Source organism: Flagellimonas abyssi (genome assembly GCF_019457905.1).
Classification (GTDB): domain Bacteria; phylum Bacteroidota; class Bacteroidia; order Flavobacteriales; family Flavobacteriaceae; genus Flagellimonas; species Flagellimonas abyssi.
Window position 1 is genome coordinate 1 of record NZ_JAHZSV010000030.1, and the last position, 16,758, is coordinate 16,758.

The following is a 16,758-nucleotide window of genomic DNA, read 5'->3' on the forward strand; positions in this document are numbered from 1 at the left end:
CGCCCTGAAAAAAATCAAACCAAAAAAGTTTAAATGAGTTCGATGTTAGGAAAGTGATCATGAATTCGAAACAAAAAAGGAGGTTTGGCCTCCTTTTTTGTTTTTGGTATTAGGGTAAATTCTTTTTTAGTTGTTATAAGTACAAACGCCAGAACTTTTTTCGAATGAACAACGTACATATAATAAATGCGAGGGATGAGATTAAGAGTTCAAATAGTAGCACTTTTTGCCCTAGGGGTAATCACTAAAATATCCGCACAGGATAATGAAATACCTTTTTATGAAAAACAGGCTCGTAAGGATGCCCAACATGAACAATTGTCTGTTTTTTTCTCTATGGAGGATGAGAAGGATTTTTGGAAAGATCAAACAAGCTATGAAAATGATTTGAAGACCCAAGATAATGCGTCTTACCATATTTATATGAAAGCCAAACAATCTGCCTACTCAGAGCACGCGCAATCGTGTGGGAATCATTGTGAGCATAGCGACTATTATTATCAACGAACCAGTTTATACTTTACATATAAAGCCAAACAAGATATCTCGAAAGAGGCTATTGTTGAGGCGCAGCAAATAGCATCGCCCCGAATTTTGTAAACATAGATTTTAGTTAGTTAGTTGAAAAACGCCCCAATTTAGGGGCGTTTTTTTTACATGTAGTTTTAATTTTGACCTCCGTTGCGTTCAGGTGAGCGTGGCTCTGGCCACTCCAATTGTTCTCCTGTTCTATCACTTATTGGAAGCACAGCTTTTTCCCTTGAAGTCTTTTCAGGGTCTTCGCTGGCCATGTAGGCGAGAATTGCCGTGAGGATGGCATTGTTCCTTACATCGTCAAAAATAATTTTGTCGTAGGTGTCCCTGTTGGTATGCCAAGTATAGTTCCAGTAGGACCAGCTCAAGGAACTCAAACTAAAAGCTGGTGCCCCTGCTGCTTGAAAAGAAGCATAATCCGAACCGCCACGGGCAGGGGTTCCGGGAAAGGTCGTTTCTATTTCATCGGTAATTTCTTTGGGAACTTCATGCAACCATTTTCCTAAATAATCATAGGAATTCAAAAATCCACCACCTGATATTCTAACCACTCTACCCGTTCCGTTATCCTGATTGAAAACAGCCTGTACGCCAGCTACAATTTCTGGATTGTCTTCAACAAAGGCGCGGGAACCGTTCAATCCCTGTTCTTCGCTGCCCCAATGTCCGACCAAAATGGTGCGTTTTGGGTTGGGATAGGCTTTTTTCAAAATACGCATGGCCTCCATCATTACCAAAGTTCCAGTACCGTTGTCGGTTGCTCCGGTGCCACCGTCCCAAGAATCAAAATGGGCGGATAGAATCACATATTCATCCGGCTTTTCGGAACCTTTGATCTCGGCTATAGTGTTGAAGGTGGGTACTTTGCCCAATTCTTTCGATTCTGCTACAATATGAAGTTGCGGTTTTTGCCCCGATTCCACTAATCGATACAGCATCCCATAATCTTCCAATTCCAAGTCAACGGTCGGGATTTCTTTGGTATAGGCACCGAAAATTTTGTTTACCCCAAACCCTCTGGACCAATAGGAGGCTACGATTCCGACAGCACCAGCTTCTTCAAGGGCAATGGGCAAGGAGCGTCTGTTCAAACCTATGTTACCCATATTTTGATCCCAAGCTTTGGATTGCTCTTCACGCTCATCCTTCATTTTTTCAAACGACTTTTCGGTGGCAAACTCTTCCCAGTTGTAGTCAGGTCTTCCCGTAGGTTGCGGCATAGAAATCATTACGAGCTTTCCCTTGACATTCGGAAGCCAATTTTTGAATTCCATGGAGTCAGAAACCGTGGGCAGAACCACCAATTCGGCGGTGACACCTTTTTTTGGTGTACTTGGACTCCAGGCCAGTTGGGTTCCCCTTAGGCTCTGTACCCTGGGATGTACCATATCGATATGGCTAATGCCACGTTCCCAGCCTTTCCATTCGCCCCATTGTTCGTTGCGGGCAGGAATTCCCCAACTTTCGTATTTGGCAACGGCCCAATCGTGGGCATTTTTCATTTGTGGGGTACCGACCAATCTAGGTCCGATACCATCCATAAGCTGATGGCCAAGGATTTCGAGTTGGGAGTTTTCGTTGGCTTCTTGAATGATTGCTTCAATCACTGCGTCCTTGTCCTGTGCCAACATGGATATGCCGGACAAAAGGAGCATGGTAAATAAAAGGGAGGTTTTTTTGATCATGGTTTCTAGTTTGCCCTAAAAATAGGACAAATACCAGAAATTGAATAGGAGGCAGGTGATTTAAGCGAGATGATTAGGCTACTTTTTTCATCAAATCAAAGCAAGGACACTTTTTACAGCGCTTTTTTTCGCTTTTCTTGTATTTTTCGCAGCACTTGGATTTGACCTTGCCCGTAGGAGGCAATTCTCGGAGTAAAGCCTTTTTAAGTTTCTTCTTTTCTTTTTTCTTTTTGCCCATGGCCATTTGCGAAATAGGGCACGAAAATAATTATTTTAAATCAATCTAAATAAATAATTAACAGAAATTATATTCGCAATCTGTTAAAAATGAAGGGAAACCCCAAGGGTGTTTGGTCCAAAGGAAAGATTCCAACTTACGTTTTTCGGCTTTTGGTCATTATACTTCTCATCATATTTGGAATCAAGATATCTGTCAATGGACTCCACGATAAAAATGCTCAATACGGTACTAAAAGCTACATCGGAGACCCAATGAAAATCATCCATAACCCTTACCAATCCGGGAATCATGCCGATGGTGTACAATCCGCCTTTTATCCATGGGCTCTTAAACTGTTTTGCAATGGCATAGGCGTTGCTGAATGCCAACATGGCATGGCCCGAAGGAAATGAGTCGTAATCGTACACACGGTCCAGGTGCAGTGGGTCGAAGGTTGCCGAACCTGCTCCACTTTTGGGACGGGCCCTACCAATGATACGTTTGCTCACTTGTTGAAGAAAACCTCCGGCTGTGGCCGACGAAATCAAGAGTACACCAGTACGTCTTAGTTTTTCATTTTTGGTGAAGAGACCTGCCAAATATACCCCACCAGTGAGCATGTAATTGTTTTCTGGACTCCCGTATTCGTGACCATAATCCATAATCACATCAGGGATGTCTTGGTCAAAACCGTTTTTCCAGCGGTTCAGTTCTTCATCGACGGTAAAGAGCAGTAGTGTTCCCCCTGTCAAATATCCAAAATTGGCCCAATCGTTCCCCTGCCAGTGAAACGGACGGGAATAGGAATATCCGACGCCGCCGAACATATTACCTACATCGTAGGTAAAGTGGTTCCAAAGATTTTTTTCTTTTTTTGGCTGTAATTCTTGACCTGAAACCTGATAGGTCAGTAAAATAAGAAAGAGGTATCTAAAAGCTTTCATGAGGTTATAAACAAAAATAGTCGGCAAAATTACTCATAAATATCTTGTGCCAACCGAAAAGTATTAGCATGTGCCTCAACAATTATTTTGATATCAGGAGAATAACCGCCACCCATGCTGCATTGAACAGGTATTTGGGCATCATTGCAAGTTTGAAGCACAATGCGGTCCCGTTCCTTACATCCTTCCAATGTCATCGACAATGTTCCGAGTTTATCCGACTCCAGTACATCCACACCACAGAGATAAAAGATAAAATCGGGACGGACTTGTTCCAATAATTCGGGTAATGTCTTTTTTAGAATGGAAAGATATTCATCATCCGTAGTGCCTTTTTCCAAAGGAACGTCAAGGTCCGATGTTTCCTTTTTGAAGGGATAATTGCCTTTGCCGTGCATGGAAAAAGTAAAAACAGAATGGTCGGTCTGGAAGATTTCGGCCGTACCATTGCCCTGATGCACATCCAAATCTACAATCAATATCTTTTTTGCCAATTTTTGATTCAAAAGATAGCGAGCACCGATGGCTTGGTCGTTCAACATGCAAAAAGCTTCGCCCCGGTCGGAGTAAGCATGGTGCGTTCCCCCTGCGATGTTCATGGCAATACCATTTTCAAGGGCAAAATGGCAACCTTTAATGGTGCCATCCGCAATAATGCGTTCGCGTTTCACGAGTGCCTCGCTCAAAGGGAAACCTATCTTTCTTGCTTCTCTCTTGGATAGTTGCAAACCAACCAGATTTCGATAATATTCTTCATCGTGGGCCGCTAAAATATGACGGTCCTCTGGAAAGGAAGGCTCAAAAAAGTTATCCTCCGTGCAAGTGCCCTCATACAACAATTGCTGTGGGAGCAATTCGTATTTGATCATGGGAAATCGATGACCTACGGGCAATGGGTGTTTGTAAATGGGATGATAGGCAATCTTGAGCATTAGGCACCTTGTTTATGCAATGCCAACTGTATGCGCTTTCTTGCCACGTCCACATCCAAGACTTTAACCACCACCTGTTGATGCAGGCTTACGTGTTCGTTGACATCCTTTACAAAAGTATCCGATAGGTTGGAAATGTGGATGAGTCCACTTTCCTTGATTCCAATATCCACAAAACAGCCAAAATTGGTAATGTTATTGACAATCCCGGGCAGCAATTGCCCTTCGCGCAAATCGGTAATCTCTTTTATATTTTGGTTGAAGGTGAACACCTTCGCCTTTTCGCGAAGGTCCAATCCTGGTTTTTCCAATTCCTTTAAAATATCCTCCAACGTAGGCATCCCGATGGATTCGGTGCAGTAAGATTTTAGGTTGATGCCCTTAAGGGCGGATGTGTTCCCTACGATTTCTTTTAGAGAAACACCTAGGTCCTTCGCCATTTTCGACACCAAGTTATAACTCTCGGGGTGCACCGCTGAATCATCCAATGGATTATCACCATTTTTGATGCGTAAAAACCCTGCACTTTGCTCAAAAGCTTTTCCGCCCAGTCGAGGTACGTTTTTAATTTCTTCCCTGCTTTTGAAGGCTCCCTTTTCGTTACGATGGGCCACAATATTTTCCGCAAGTTTGGGCCCAATACCGGAAACATAACTTAAAAGGGGTACACTTGCCGTGTTGATGTTGACCCCAACGGAATTTACACAGCTTTCCACTACCGTGTCCAAAGATGTCTTTAATTGAATCTGGTCCACATCGTGCTGGTATTGTCCAACGCCAATGGATTTTGCATCAATTTTTACCAATTCGGCCAAAGGGTCTGCCAAACGACGACCGATCGATACAGCTCCCCGTACCGTCACGTCATAATTGGGGAATTCGTCCCGTGCAATTTTTGATGCAGAGTAAATGGATGCCCCTGCTTCACTCACGATAAACACTTCAATCGGTTTTTTGAACGCAACCCGCTTTACCAACTGCTCGGTTTCTCGGGATGCCGTTCCGTTGCCTATGGCGATGGCCTCAATTTTATAGGCATCTACCAACGAACTTATTTTTTTGATGGCTCCTGAAGTATCACGCTGTGGTGGATGGGGATAAATGGTTTCGTTGTGCTTTAAATCGCCTTGCTCGTCCAGACAAACCACTTTGCAGCCGGTCCTAAAACCGGGGTCAATGGCCAAGATGCGTTTTTCACCGAGTGGGGCACCGAGCAATAGTTGCTTCAGATTTTTGGAGAAAACCTGAATGGCCGAAGCATCTGCTTTTTCTTTGGCCACTTTTAAAAGTTCATTGGACAAGGATGGCAACAAAAGTCTTTTGTAGGCATCGGCTATGGCCAATTCAATCTGTTCCGCACACGCATTGTTGGTTTTGATCAAGCGCCGTTCCATATTTTGGATAGCTCTTTCGTTATCTATTTCGATTTTTACTCGGATAAAACCTTCTTTTTCAGCTCGCATAATAGCCAAAAAGCGGTGAGAAGGGCATCTGTCCAACGGTTCGCTCCAATCAAAATAGTCACGGAATTTTTGAGCCTTTTCATCTTCCTTTTTGGTTTTGACGACCTTGGTGGTAATCAAGGCGTGCCGCTCTAACTGTCCTCGTAATTGGTTACGGATATCGGTACGCTCATTGATCCATTCGGAAATAATATGGCGGGCACCCTCAAGGGCTTCATCTTCATTGATAACGTCCTTGTTGAGGTATTTGGAGGCAATGTATTCAATTTCATCGCTTCGTTGTGCCATAATGATCTTGGCCAAAGGCTCCAATCCATTTTTTCTTGCGGTCTCGGCCTTGGTCTTTTTGCTCTTCTTGAATGGGAGATATAAATCTTCCAAACTGGTCAGGTCGGTGCAGTTCTGAAATTTGGATTCCAGTTCGGGCGTTAGCGCATCTTGTTCCTTTACCGCTTTGATGATGGCTGATTTTCGTTTCTCCAGTGCTTCAAACTGCGCTTTGTACTCCACAATGGAACCGATTTGCACCTCGTCCAGATTTCCTGTGCGTTCTTTTCGGTATCGCGAAATAAAGGGAACGGTACAGTCTTGGTTTAAAAGAGAAACGGTGTTCTCCACACTTTTCTCCGAAAGATGGGTGTGCCGGACAATATAAGGGACAAGTTGCATTGCTAAATAGGTTTAAATAGAGAATAAATTTGGGTGATTGATTAACCGTTTTCTAAAACTTATACATCATGTATTTGTCCAATTTTTTATTGTAAAATCCCCAAATGTAGGAATCGTCCAATCGAAATACTGTTTCGGCATCTGTGGAAGGAAACTTGTCTGCCGCCTCCTTAATACGGTCGAAGCTATTTTTGGGAATTTCACCTTCTTTGTGATTAAAATTCTCGTCAAACAAACATTCAATTCTGGTGGCTTTTGTGGATGAGTAGCTACCGTAGGCAAAAAAGGTGGGATTAAAGGTTACTGCAAATGCCCCCGCAGATGCCATGGGAAAACCAACACCGGGCATCATCATAGGTGCTCCACCTCTCGAAATTTCTTTTTTGGAACCCATGGTGACCACATAATTGCCTTTATGTTTAGAAACTGCTACTCCTATATCTTCCTTTCCGAGCCTTCTTAGAAATTTACTGGTCTTTTCCATTTCCCGGTAACTGCTATACATGCCCCCTTCTTGAATAATTGGAGTGTTGCTGAAGGTTATTTCATCATCTTTGGTTATAATTATATTTTTCAGTTCTTCCCCAGAATCCAGAGTTTTTACAGAAAATCCCATATCATCACTTGTTGCAGAAATCATATAAATTTTATTTTCAAGGATGAAAGAGTTTGAGTTTACAACCGCTGCCGGTAAATAAGGTTTCTCTATAGAAGAGACCAAAGCCTGTAATGCTTGGGTTGAAATATCAATGATATAGGTACGCCTTTGCGTATCGATCGATAACTTAAAACCAGATTTCCCAGGATACATTTTTACAATGTTACTGGTGCTTTCAACAGAATTTGGGGCTTCGGAATCAATTTTATCCACTTGAAACCTATATTGGCTTCCTATAGTTTGAACATTTCCGCCAGTAGCCATAATGGTATTGAGGCTTTTTGGAGTTCCTTGATCATCCAAAAAGGATTGGTTTGATAGGTCTATGGTTTCCTTTACCAATTCTTTGCCCTCTTCAAAAATATAATCATGAAACAGGTTACTATCTTTCGGGATGGTAATCAAATGAAATTTTGAAGCATTGGAGTAACCTTCTACGAAAAACTCCTGTTTTAGTTTGAAATCATAGAGCGTTTCTTGGGTGATACCTTGTTCAAAATCAAACAGGACACTTCCGAAAGTCTTATCATTTTTATCTTTTAAAAAGAGACGAATCTTTTTATCAAGTATGGAATAACCTATAATTTGGTTGTACTTTTTCGGAAGTCCTTCAGAGGCAAACCTGTTGATCAATTTTAAGGAAGGGGAAAACAAAAAGCCATACATTTTATTGTCATCGTCCAAGAATAGCGCAAAATTTCCAGTCTCTTCGTCGATAACTGTAAAAGCTGTATGTACCTTTCTGCTACCTACTTTTAAATCATTGGATATTTCTAATAATTTTTCCTGAGCACTAATGAAATTGATAAATAAAAGAGTAAGGACCAGAAATACTTTTCTCATCGTTAGGTTGTATTAGTTAATGGTTTCCCCGTTCGTGACGTCTTGTTCGTCCGGGTTGACAAAAACTAATTTACCATTTTTATTTTCCGTCATCAAAATCATACCTTGACTTTCCACACCACGTAGTTTACGAGGGGCCAAATTAGCAACAACGGTTACTTTTTTGCCCACAATGTCCTCGGGTGTAAAGCTATTGGCAATACCGGATACAATGGTCCGGGTATCAAGTCCCATGTCTACCTTTAAAATCAAAAGTTTATCGGCTTTGGGCATTTTTTCGGCTTCGATAATGGTTCCGACCCGCAAGTCAAGTTTAGCAAAGTCATCAAAAGTGATAGTGTCTTTGAGCGGAGATGCTTCTTTATCCATTGCACTTGTGCTGAGCGTAGTCGAAGCATTTGCTTTTTTAGTGGCTTCCAATTTATCCAGTTGTTGTTGAATTTCGGTGTCCTCGATTTTTCTGAAGAGCAGTTCGCTTTTGTTGATGGTGTGTCCTGCTGAAAGTAAGGTTTCTTTTAAACTAACATCATCCCATTCGATAGATTTCTCACCTTCGTTCGAAATGACATTGAGAATTCCTTTTAATTTCTCCGAAGTAAAAGGTAAAAATGGCTCACTAAGCACTGCCAATCCCGTCGCAATCTGAAGCGCCACGAACATAATGGTCTTGACGCGCTCTTCATCGGTTTTTATCAATTTCCACGGTTCTTGATCTGCCAAATATTTGTTGCCCAATCTGGCCAAGTTCATCAATTCCTGACTGGCTTCGCGGAAACGGTAGCGTTCCAATGATGTGGAAAGGGTATCCGGAAACGCTTTCAGCGCTTCCAAGGCTTCTTTGTCAACAGCTTTGAATTCAGCCGGTGCTGGCACAACTCCATCATAATATTTATGCGTCAGCACAGCCACTCGGTTCACAAAGTTTCCAAAAATGGCTACGAGTTCGTTGTTGTTTCTCGCCTGGAAATCCTTCCACGTAAAATCGTTATCCTTAGTCTCCGGTGCATTTGCCGTCAACGCATAACGAAGTACATCCTGCATATCCGGGAACTCTTCCAAATACTCGTGCAACCAAACCGCCCAGTTTTTGGAGGTGGAAAGTTTGTTGCCCTCAAGGTTCAGAAACTCATTGGCAGGCACATTGTCAGGCAAAATAAAATCACCATTGGCCTTTAACATACTTGGGAAGATAATACAGTGGAACACAATATTATCCTTACCGATAAAATGTACCAATTTGGTACTTTCATCTTTCCAATACGGTTCCCAATCTTTACCTTCACGTTCGGCCCACTCCTTGGTGGATGAAATGTAGCCGATGGGCGCATCGAACCATACATAAAGTACTTTGCCTTCCCCACCAGCAACAGGTACGGGAATGCCCCAATCCAAATCGCGAGTGACAGCTCTAGGCTTCAAGCCTTCATCTATCCAAGATTTACATTGTCCGTACACATTGGGTTTCCAATCGGATTTATGTTCTTCTAGAATCCATTTTTTCAGGAATCCTTCATAGCGGTCCAAAGGCAAAAACCAATGTTTTGTCTTTTTTAAAGAAGGAACTGTTCCGGTTATGGTGGATTTTGGATGGATAAGGTCCGTAGCATTTAAAGAGGAGCCACAGTTTTCACATTGGTCGCCATAGGCTTCTTCGTGTCCGCATTTGGGGCAGGTTCCAATGACAAATCGGTCTGCCAAAAACTGTTTGGCCTCATCATCGTACAATTGTTCGGTCTCCTCTTCGATAAAGTCACCCTGCTCATACATTTTTTTGAAAAATTCGGAAGCAGTTTCGTGATGAACTTTGGCTGAAGTTCTGGAGTAATTGTCAAAAGAAATACCAAAATCAGCAAACGATTTTTTGATGATGCTGTGGTACTTGTCTATGATTTCTTTTGGGGTGACACCTTCTTTTTTGGCCTTCATGGAGATGGCCACACCGTGCTCGTCGCTACCGCAGACAAAGGCCACATCGTTGCCTTTTAACCGTAAATAACGGGAGTAAATGTCTGCAGGAACGTATACGCCGGCCAAGTGCCCAATATGGATAGGACCGTTGGTGTAGGGCAGTGCCGCAGTAATAGTGTATCTGGAAGGTGAAGTATTTTGAGCCATTTAAATCTAATTAGGCCCCAAAAATACTGATTTTAACGGGATACACACAAAAAACGAAACCCTTGGAAATGCGACCCTATTTGGGGTGAGGGGTGCATTACCGAAGGGCTTCGAAATAATGGATATCAAAGTGTCCCGCTTCTTACGCAATCATTACTGATTTGCTCATCTTTTTTTCTCCTACGGAGATTCTATAAATATATTTTCCTGTGGATAGGCTATCTCGCATACGCTCCCGTATATTGATGTCGATTGGACCTTCCATCATCATTTCATTGAACAAGGTGCCAACACGTTGCCCCAAAATATTGAACAGTTCAATGTCCACATGTGCGGCAACCGGCATTTCTAAATGAATATGTGGGTTCCGTGGAGATGTTGCTGGATATATGGCTGCATGTTGTATGCCATCCAAAATATCTATATCTGGGTTATTGGGGTCTTGGCTTGGTGGTGTTTCCGGTAGTGTGGGCGGGTCGTTGTCCATGGCAATGTCATCAAAGGTTTCGCCACTACAGTTAAAGCCAAGGTCGATGGCCTGATAGGGATGGCCCAATAAATGCTGCTCAACGGTTTGCCTTGGTACACATAGCCACTCGGCCAATACGGTGCCATAAAGGTTCCTGAAATCCATGGTGTATTCCAAGTTACCACGGTTATTGGGTTCGTCCAACGATGGATGTTCGCCTACAAAGGCACTTCCGCTCAATCCAGAACCGAAGAACAGGGTAGGGGCAGCTTTTCCATGGTCGGTACCATTGGAGCCGTTTTCAAAGATGCGTCGACCAAACTCGGAAAAGGTCATGCTGAGGACATTATCATCTTGCTCGGTGAATGCCAAATCTTCATAGAAATTATTGATGGCAATGGAAAGATTGGACATCAAACGTTCGTGTACAATGGGCTGATTACCGTGGGTATCAAAACCTCCCAAAGAGATCATATACACCTTGGTGCCCAAGTTTCCTTTGATCAAACGGGCCAAGAGGGCCAATTGACGAGCAAAGCCATTGTCCTGATATTCTACTTGGTTCTGTCCCCTCATGTAGGCATCGTGAATGGTGCCTGCATATTCGTAGGTTGTATTGGCAACACCTCGCAAAAAACGGAGTTGGTCGCCATACATACAGTTGTCAAAAGGAGCATTCTCGATTTCATAGAAAGCACCGGTTTCCGCAATTTGTTCCAACTGGTCCACATTATTGGTCACGAAGGCATAGTTGGTTTCTTCACCTTGGAAAATCATGTTTGCCAAGTTTCCGATTTGAATGGCAGCGGGAGCAGGTGGAGGAGTAATCAAATAATCGGGATAAAGTTCCTCAAAATGTCTGCCCATCCATCCTGTATTTTCTCCTGAAAACCCGGTCGTAGTCAAATCCGTATTGGCAAAAATATCGGAGCCGGTAAAGTGGGATAGACTTTGATTTTCATAACCTACTCCATGCACAGCCTTGAACTGGCCATTCCCCCAAAGGGATTCCAGGGCGCTCATGTAAGTGGGCACCCCAAAATCGTCGGTAAGTTTTAAGACCTTGCTTTCTGGGATGTAGATGTTGGGCCTTGCATTCGCATACGTATCATATTGTTGGATCGGGATTACGGTACTAAGTCCGTCGTTTCCGCCAGATAGTCGGATGAGAATCAGAATATTGTCCGTTTCCGCGGCAGCTACGGCAGCTGTAAGCGGTGAAGGTGAGGAGGCCGAAATAAAATGGCTGCCCAAAAACATGGAACCAGAACCTGCTATGCCCAGAGCTTGGATAAAGGAACGTCGGCTCCATTTTTTATGTTCTAGATCGTGGCCATCGTGCTCGATGCCTTTGTGAGGGGAATTATCGTGGGTGTGGTGATTGTCGCACATGGTGATGGGGTTATTTGAGTTGAAATTCGGGTTCTCTGGATAAGTGACGGAGTAAAAGATATACCTGTGAAGGCCCTGTTTCCCATCCAAGTAAAGTCCATGAAGGAGTTGTCCCACCTTCATAATAATTAACGTCTACATCGCTCCTAAATGCAAGATATGCCCTTTGATAGTCTGTTTCGGTCAACAAACCTTTAGGCACAAATTTTTCAATAATGGGTTTTGCAACTTCATCAGGGTTATTACTTGTAAGTCCAGCATTGCCCGAAAGCTCCAAGCCCAAGTCTCTGAACTGTTCTGGGTTGTTCTGGTAAAAACGTTGCAAGTAGAACTCTACGGTCAACCATCGACCTATAAAGAAATTGGTGTTGATCCAAGTTCGGTCCCGTTGCCAACCTTCCACTTCGGGAGGCTGAAAAAATCGTTGTCCGATCAATGCACATGAATCTATAATGTTAATAATGGTCATGTCATCGTAAGTGAACCCTGTTTCTTTCAAAAGGTTGAAATACAGATCCGCCGGACTTTTAATAATGACCCCGATGGCGGTTTCATCAAAAAAGTGCTGACTTTTAAACAGTTGTCGAAGTACTGGGGCAATTTCAAACCCACTGCTGATAAAGGTCTGGGCCATACCATCGATAATCTGTGGGGCAATTCCACCTTCATCATTAGTAGAATCTGGGTGGACAAAGAACTCGTATAATTTTTTACAGATAAACCATCCTATCTCATCCGGTCTTTCATTAAAAAGAATATCCATTACATCGTCGTAGCCCCAATTTCCAGTTTGCCCGAATATGGTTTTGTTCTCCGTATTGAACTCAGTGGGGTCAAAGGTAACCGCAGTACATCCCTCTTCACCACGTTCGGTATATCCGGACAGGGCTTTGGACGTCTCAATGATGTCTTCTTCCGTGTAATTGTTCCCTTCTCCCAAGGTGAAAAGCTCGTATAGTTCACGGGCATAATTCTCATTGGGATTGTTTCCTCGGTTTCGTACACCGTCCAAATAATAGAGCATGGCACTGGTAAGCCCAATTTCACTGGTGAATGTCTTAAAGTTTCCCAGGGCATTGCGTTGCAAGCAATTGATGTAATAGTACAAGAACCCAGGACAGTTATAAGTTTCCAATTGTGTGACAAAGTGGTTGCTCCAGAAGAAACTGAGTCTGTCCAGCAACTCATTGTTAACGAGAGCGTTACCGTAAGCCGTCGTAAGGTCATCGATTTGGCCGTTTCTCATTTGCCGGGCAAGGTCATCGTCGGCCGGATAGTTTGCATTGTTCCAATCTGCCCATTCCGGTGCAGGAATCGTTGGGGCGGCGAGTGCTTGATTGACCAAGTTGTCTACAAGGGCGTCGGCCGATTGTCCAACAGCGGCATTAATGGTCTGCACAGAGGCACTAAAACCGAGCCTTCGGTACAAGTGGGCGGCACGTACCTCGTCCAATGGAGTTGTGTACGGCGCCAAGGTTGAGGAATTACAATTGATAAAGTACTCCATAGCAATGTCTGGCGTTATTTTGGTACATAGTGGGGCAACTATATGCTTATGCTAGTGTTGGATGTGGTTCAATTGAGCCAACAAATTACAATCTTAACGCTCTGAAGTCCGTGAACGACCAAATTTTTCGATGAAATGCATAATTTTTTTGGATTTTTACAAATTGTATGGCAGATCATAACACATTCGGAAAACTAGGAGAACAAAAAGCAGTGGGTTTTTTGAAAGCTTCCGGCTATGAAGTAAGGGCAATTAATTATCGCTATTTAAAAGCTGAGGTCGATATTATTGCAATGAAAAACAACCTCTTGGTCATAGTTGAGGTAAAGTCAAGAAAAACAAGGTTTCTCAAGGAAATTTCGGAAGTGATTTCTGCTAAAAAAATTAAACTTTTAGTGTTAGCGGCCAATCATTATTTGGAGGAAAACAATTTAGATGTGGAAGTCCGATTTGATGTTGTCACGGTAATCCAAAAAGGCGAAAAATTTGAAATTGAGCACTTTGAAAATGCGTTCTATCATTTTTAACCATTTGTTTGTTTTGTAACAATATGTTATTTTTGTTCAAAATCAACCGATAATGAAAACAATATCTGCTGTAGTAGAACATTACATCAAGAAAAAGCCTTTTTTGCAGACCGCATTGGCACAAGGGATTATCAATTTGACTTCTTTGTCCCGACAGATCAAACCTGAAATTGCCGAAGAGCTGGGCAAAGATGTAAAAGATGGCGCTATAGTGATGGCCCTTAAACGTTTGTCGGATGATCTTGAGTTCAGGGCAACCCATAAAATCGTAAAAGTACTCAAGAACATCGGGGAGATTACCGTGCGTTCCAACCTTACGGACTACACCTTTTTGGCTTCGGACACTATTTTGCAACAACAAGCTCGATTGTTGGAGGAAGTGAATGCCAATCAAGATGTTTTTTATACGTCTTCACGTGGTGTGAACGAAATCAATATTGTGATCAGCAATGTGATGGATGGTGTAGTGGAGAAGTACTTTAAAATGGAACGCTGCACACAAAAAGCGGAGGGGCTGTCCTCCATTACCGTGAAGTTGCCCGCAGAGAACGTCTCGGTTCCTGGAATCTACTACTTCATCTTTCAGCGATTGGCTTGGGAAGGCATTGTTCTCTACGAGGTCATCTCTACGACCAATGAGTTTACCATTTTGGTGAACGATGAACAGGTAGACGTTGCTTTCAAAACCATCAAGGATTTAAAATCATTATAATTTAAGATTCCTTTTCTCGGTCTAAACTAAAACGAAATCTTCTTCGTTCTAGAAAAAGACACTTTTTGGAAAAATGACCAAAAAAAGGATTCTTTTCGGTTTGTTGGGCCTGTTTGTGCTGTACTTGTGCTATTTGGCCTATATTTTTATTCTATCTCCCAAGACCAATCTTCAGTCCATTTATCTGATTCCGAAGGATGCAGTTTTCATTATTGAATCGGAACAGCCCGTGGAAAGTTGGGAAAAAGTCAGCCAAAGTGAAGGTTGGCACCACCTCAAAAAGAACGATTATTTTTCAGAGCTTACCGAGAACATTCAAAAGGTGGATACGATTTTCAATGATAACCACAAGTTGTTCGAGTTTTTCGATAATCGTTCCCTGTTCATTTCCATCCATATGATTTCCCCGAAGGATTATGGAATTTTCTACGTGCTGGATTTGAAGCGCATTGCCAAACTGCAACTGCTCAAAACCTATTTGAACACTTTACTGGACGATGGCTATGTGCTGAGCAAACGGATTTACCACGAACACGAGATTTTAGAAGTGCACAATCGTGAGAGCAAGGAAACGATGTATCTGGCCTTCATCAAAAACCAGTTGGTGGCCTCGTATACCCACACCTTGGTAGAGGCTTCCATAGATCAGTATGAGGAACCTGTGCTTGGCCGAAACCTTAATTTTTTGGAAATCAACCGAAAAGTGGGCCACGAAGATCTCTTCCGAATGTATGTGCAATACCATTATTTTGATGATTACGTTAAAATGTATTCCGATAAACCTTCCGATTGGGTAAACCGTGTAAGTGAAAACTTTTTGTTCTCTGGATTTTATTTTGATTTGGACGAGAACAGCACATTGACCGCCAATGGATACACCAACATTAGCGCCGTAAACGAATACTATTTGGAGGCGTTGCAAAAATCGGGCACCGCGGAACGCTCCATTCCCCAAGTGGCGCCGAACAGCACGGCACTTTATATCAGCTATGGATTTGATAGTTTTTCTGAGTTCTACAAGAATTTTGAGATGGTCCAGCAGAACGATCCCGAACAGTTCGAGAGCTATCAAAAGGGAATTGCCAAAGTGGAAAAATTCCTAAAGATTGATGTAAAAGAGAATTTTGTAAGTTGGATTGGTGACGAAATTGGCGTGCTTCAGATTAAATCCCACATTACTAAAGGTAAAAATGATGTGGCGCTGGTGCTCAAAGCCAATGATGCGGAAGATGCCAAGACCAATTTGGATTTTGTGGTGGAGCAGATCCGTAAAAAGACGCCTGTAAAGTTCAAGGCGGTCAACTATAAGGATTATGAAATCAACTTTTTGTCCATCAAGGGTTTCTTTAAGATGTTGTTGGGCGGTAGGTTTGATGAGTTTGACAAACCTTACTTTACCCAAATTGATGACTTTGTGATTTTTAGTGACAGTCCCAATACCCTAAAGGGTATAATTGATAAAGTATCGGAGGGCGATATCCTGGCGACTTCGGAGGAGTTCAAAAATTTTGATGAACAATTCGATTCAGAGTCCACGGTGTTTGTTTACAGCAATGTGCCTTTGTTGTTTGATAATATGTACGCTCTGGCCGATGCATCTACCAAACAAAAAATGCGGAAGAACAAGGATTTTATTATCTGCTTCCCCCAAGTAGGATTGCAATTGTCCCCAGAAGATGACTTGTTTGAAAGCATATTGGTGCTCAATTATCAGGATGTGAAAGAGGTGAAAAAGGCGATGGATATGGCCCAACCCGAGACTGAAGTTGTGACCACAAATCAAAGTACAGCATCCACAGAAATCACTGATGCGGTTTTTGATTTAAGGCCCATTTACCCCAATGATTTGAATGCCAAGTCCTTTAGTAAAAAATATGCCAACGGGAACATTCGGTTTCAGGTGGATTTAAAGGATGGCCTAAAGCACGGTCGTTACGAAGCATTCTATCCCGACGGCACCCAAAAAATCCGTGGCCGTTTCCGCAATGATGAGCAAGTGGGCACTTGGCGCTATTACAACAAAGAGGGTGATCAGGTTCATAAAAAACGGTTTTAGCAGTACTGTCATTCTTTACGGATGCTGAACGC

The 16,758-nt window shown here is 42.6% G+C and carries 12 protein-coding genes; 4 read left to right on the forward strand and 8 right to left on the reverse strand.

Annotation, left to right across the window (positions count from 1 at the left end):
* Positions 1 to 195: 195 nt before the first annotated feature.
* Positions 196 to 600, forward strand: a complete 405-nt coding sequence (locus K1F36_RS15990) for a hypothetical protein (protein ID WP_220114730.1) — start codon at positions 196 to 198, stop codon at positions 598 to 600.
* A gap of 65 nt (positions 601 to 665) precedes the next feature.
* Here the strand turns inward: K1F36_RS15990 and K1F36_RS15995 are convergent, their stop codons facing one another.
* From K1F36_RS15995 to K1F36_RS16030, 8 genes are all read right to left on the reverse strand, one after another.
* Positions 666 to 2,219: a M20/M25/M40 family metallo-hydrolase gene (locus K1F36_RS15995; protein WP_220114731.1), complete on the reverse strand. Its 1,554-nt coding sequence runs from the start codon at positions 2,217 to 2,219 to the stop codon at positions 666 to 668.
* Between the two features lie 321 nt (positions 2,220 to 2,540).
* A complete protein-coding gene (locus K1F36_RS16000; RefSeq protein WP_220114732.1) occupies positions 2,541 to 3,383 on the reverse strand; it encodes a phosphatase PAP2 family protein in 843 nt (280 codons plus the stop codon).
* Positions 3,384 to 3,412: 29 nt separating this feature from the next.
* Positions 3,413 to 4,315: a histone deacetylase family protein gene (locus K1F36_RS16005; RefSeq protein WP_220114733.1), complete on the reverse strand. Its 903-nt coding sequence runs from the start codon at positions 4,313 to 4,315 to the stop codon at positions 3,413 to 3,415.
* Positions 4,315 to 6,447 carry a Tex family protein gene (locus tag K1F36_RS16010; protein WP_220114734.1) on the reverse strand — a complete coding sequence of 711 codons (2,133 nt, stop codon included), beginning with the start codon at positions 6,445 to 6,447 and terminating at the stop codon, positions 4,315 to 4,317. Before K1F36_RS16010 ends, K1F36_RS16005 begins: the two co-directional genes overlap by 1 nt.
* A gap of 52 nt (positions 6,448 to 6,499) precedes the next feature.
* Positions 6,500 to 7,948, reverse strand: coding sequence for a hypothetical protein (locus K1F36_RS16015; RefSeq protein ID WP_220114735.1), 1,449 nt, complete (start codon positions 7,946 to 7,948; stop codon positions 6,500 to 6,502).
* A gap of 12 nt (positions 7,949 to 7,960) precedes the next feature.
* Complete coding sequence (gene metG / locus K1F36_RS16020; RefSeq protein ID WP_220114736.1) at positions 7,961 to 10,063, reverse strand: methionine--tRNA ligase; 2,103 nt, start codon at positions 10,061 to 10,063, stop codon at positions 7,961 to 7,963.
* A gap of 142 nt (positions 10,064 to 10,205) precedes the next feature.
* Entirely contained in the window at positions 10,206 to 11,924 is a 1,719-nt protein-coding gene (locus K1F36_RS16025; RefSeq protein WP_220114737.1) for a DUF1501 domain-containing protein, read from the reverse strand.
* 10 nt (positions 11,925 to 11,934) lie between these two features.
* Positions 11,935 to 13,431, reverse strand: coding sequence for a DUF1800 domain-containing protein (locus K1F36_RS16030; protein ID WP_220114738.1), 1,497 nt, complete (start codon positions 13,429 to 13,431; stop codon positions 11,935 to 11,937).
* Between the two features lie 167 nt (positions 13,432 to 13,598).
* On the opposite strand from K1F36_RS16030, the gene K1F36_RS16035 reads away from it, so the two are divergent.
* The 3 genes from K1F36_RS16035 (at position 13,599) to K1F36_RS16045 (ending at position 16,726) form a co-directional block, all read left to right on the forward strand.
* Entirely contained in the window at positions 13,599 to 13,958 is a 360-nt protein-coding gene (locus K1F36_RS16035; RefSeq protein ID WP_220114739.1) for a YraN family protein, read from the forward strand.
* A gap of 52 nt (positions 13,959 to 14,010) precedes the next feature.
* Positions 14,011 to 14,670: an aspartate kinase gene (locus tag K1F36_RS16040; protein WP_119607470.1), complete on the forward strand. Its 660-nt coding sequence runs from the start codon at positions 14,011 to 14,013 to the stop codon at positions 14,668 to 14,670.
* A gap of 73 nt (positions 14,671 to 14,743) precedes the next feature.
* Complete coding sequence (locus K1F36_RS16045; protein ID WP_220114740.1) at positions 14,744 to 16,726, forward strand: DUF3352 domain-containing protein; 1,983 nt, start codon at positions 14,744 to 14,746, stop codon at positions 16,724 to 16,726.
* Positions 16,727 to 16,758 lie beyond the last annotated feature (32 nt).

Excerpts from the sequence above, each read along its gene's own strand:
- K1F36_RS15990 (WP_220114730.1), top strand. The coding sequence starts at position 196 with ATGAGATTAAGAGTTCAAATAGTAGCACTTTTTGCCCTAGGGGTAATC.
- K1F36_RS16040 (WP_119607470.1), top strand. The coding sequence starts at position 14,011 with ATGAAAACAATATCTGCTGTAGTAGAACATTACATCAAGAAAAAGCCT.
- K1F36_RS16000 (WP_220114732.1), bottom strand. The coding sequence starts at position 3,383 with ATGAAAGCTTTTAGATACCTCTTTCTTATTTTACTGACCTATCAGGTT.
- K1F36_RS16015 (WP_220114735.1), bottom strand. The coding sequence starts at position 7,948 with ATGAGAAAAGTATTTCTGGTCCTTACTCTTTTATTTATCAATTTCATT.
- K1F36_RS15995 (WP_220114731.1), bottom strand. The coding sequence starts at position 2,219 with ATGATCAAAAAAACCTCCCTTTTATTTACCATGCTCCTTTTGTCCGGC.
- K1F36_RS16025 (WP_220114737.1), bottom strand. The coding sequence starts at position 11,924 with ATGTGCGACAATCACCACACCCACGATAATTCCCCTCACAAAGGCATC.
- metG (WP_220114736.1), bottom strand. The coding sequence starts at position 10,063 with ATGGCTCAAAATACTTCACCTTCCAGATACACTATTACTGCGGCACTG.
- K1F36_RS16010 (WP_220114734.1), bottom strand. The coding sequence starts at position 6,447 with ATGCAACTTGTCCCTTATATTGTCCGGCACACCCATCTTTCGGAGAAA.
- K1F36_RS16030 (WP_220114738.1), bottom strand. The coding sequence starts at position 13,431 with ATGGAGTACTTTATCAATTGTAATTCCTCAACCTTGGCGCCGTACACA.
- K1F36_RS16045 (WP_220114740.1), top strand. The coding sequence starts at position 14,744 with ATGACCAAAAAAAGGATTCTTTTCGGTTTGTTGGGCCTGTTTGTGCTG.
- K1F36_RS16005 (WP_220114733.1), bottom strand. The coding sequence starts at position 4,315 with ATGCTCAAGATTGCCTATCATCCCATTTACAAACACCCATTGCCCGTA.
- K1F36_RS16035 (WP_220114739.1), top strand. The coding sequence starts at position 13,599 with ATGGCAGATCATAACACATTCGGAAAACTAGGAGAACAAAAAGCAGTG.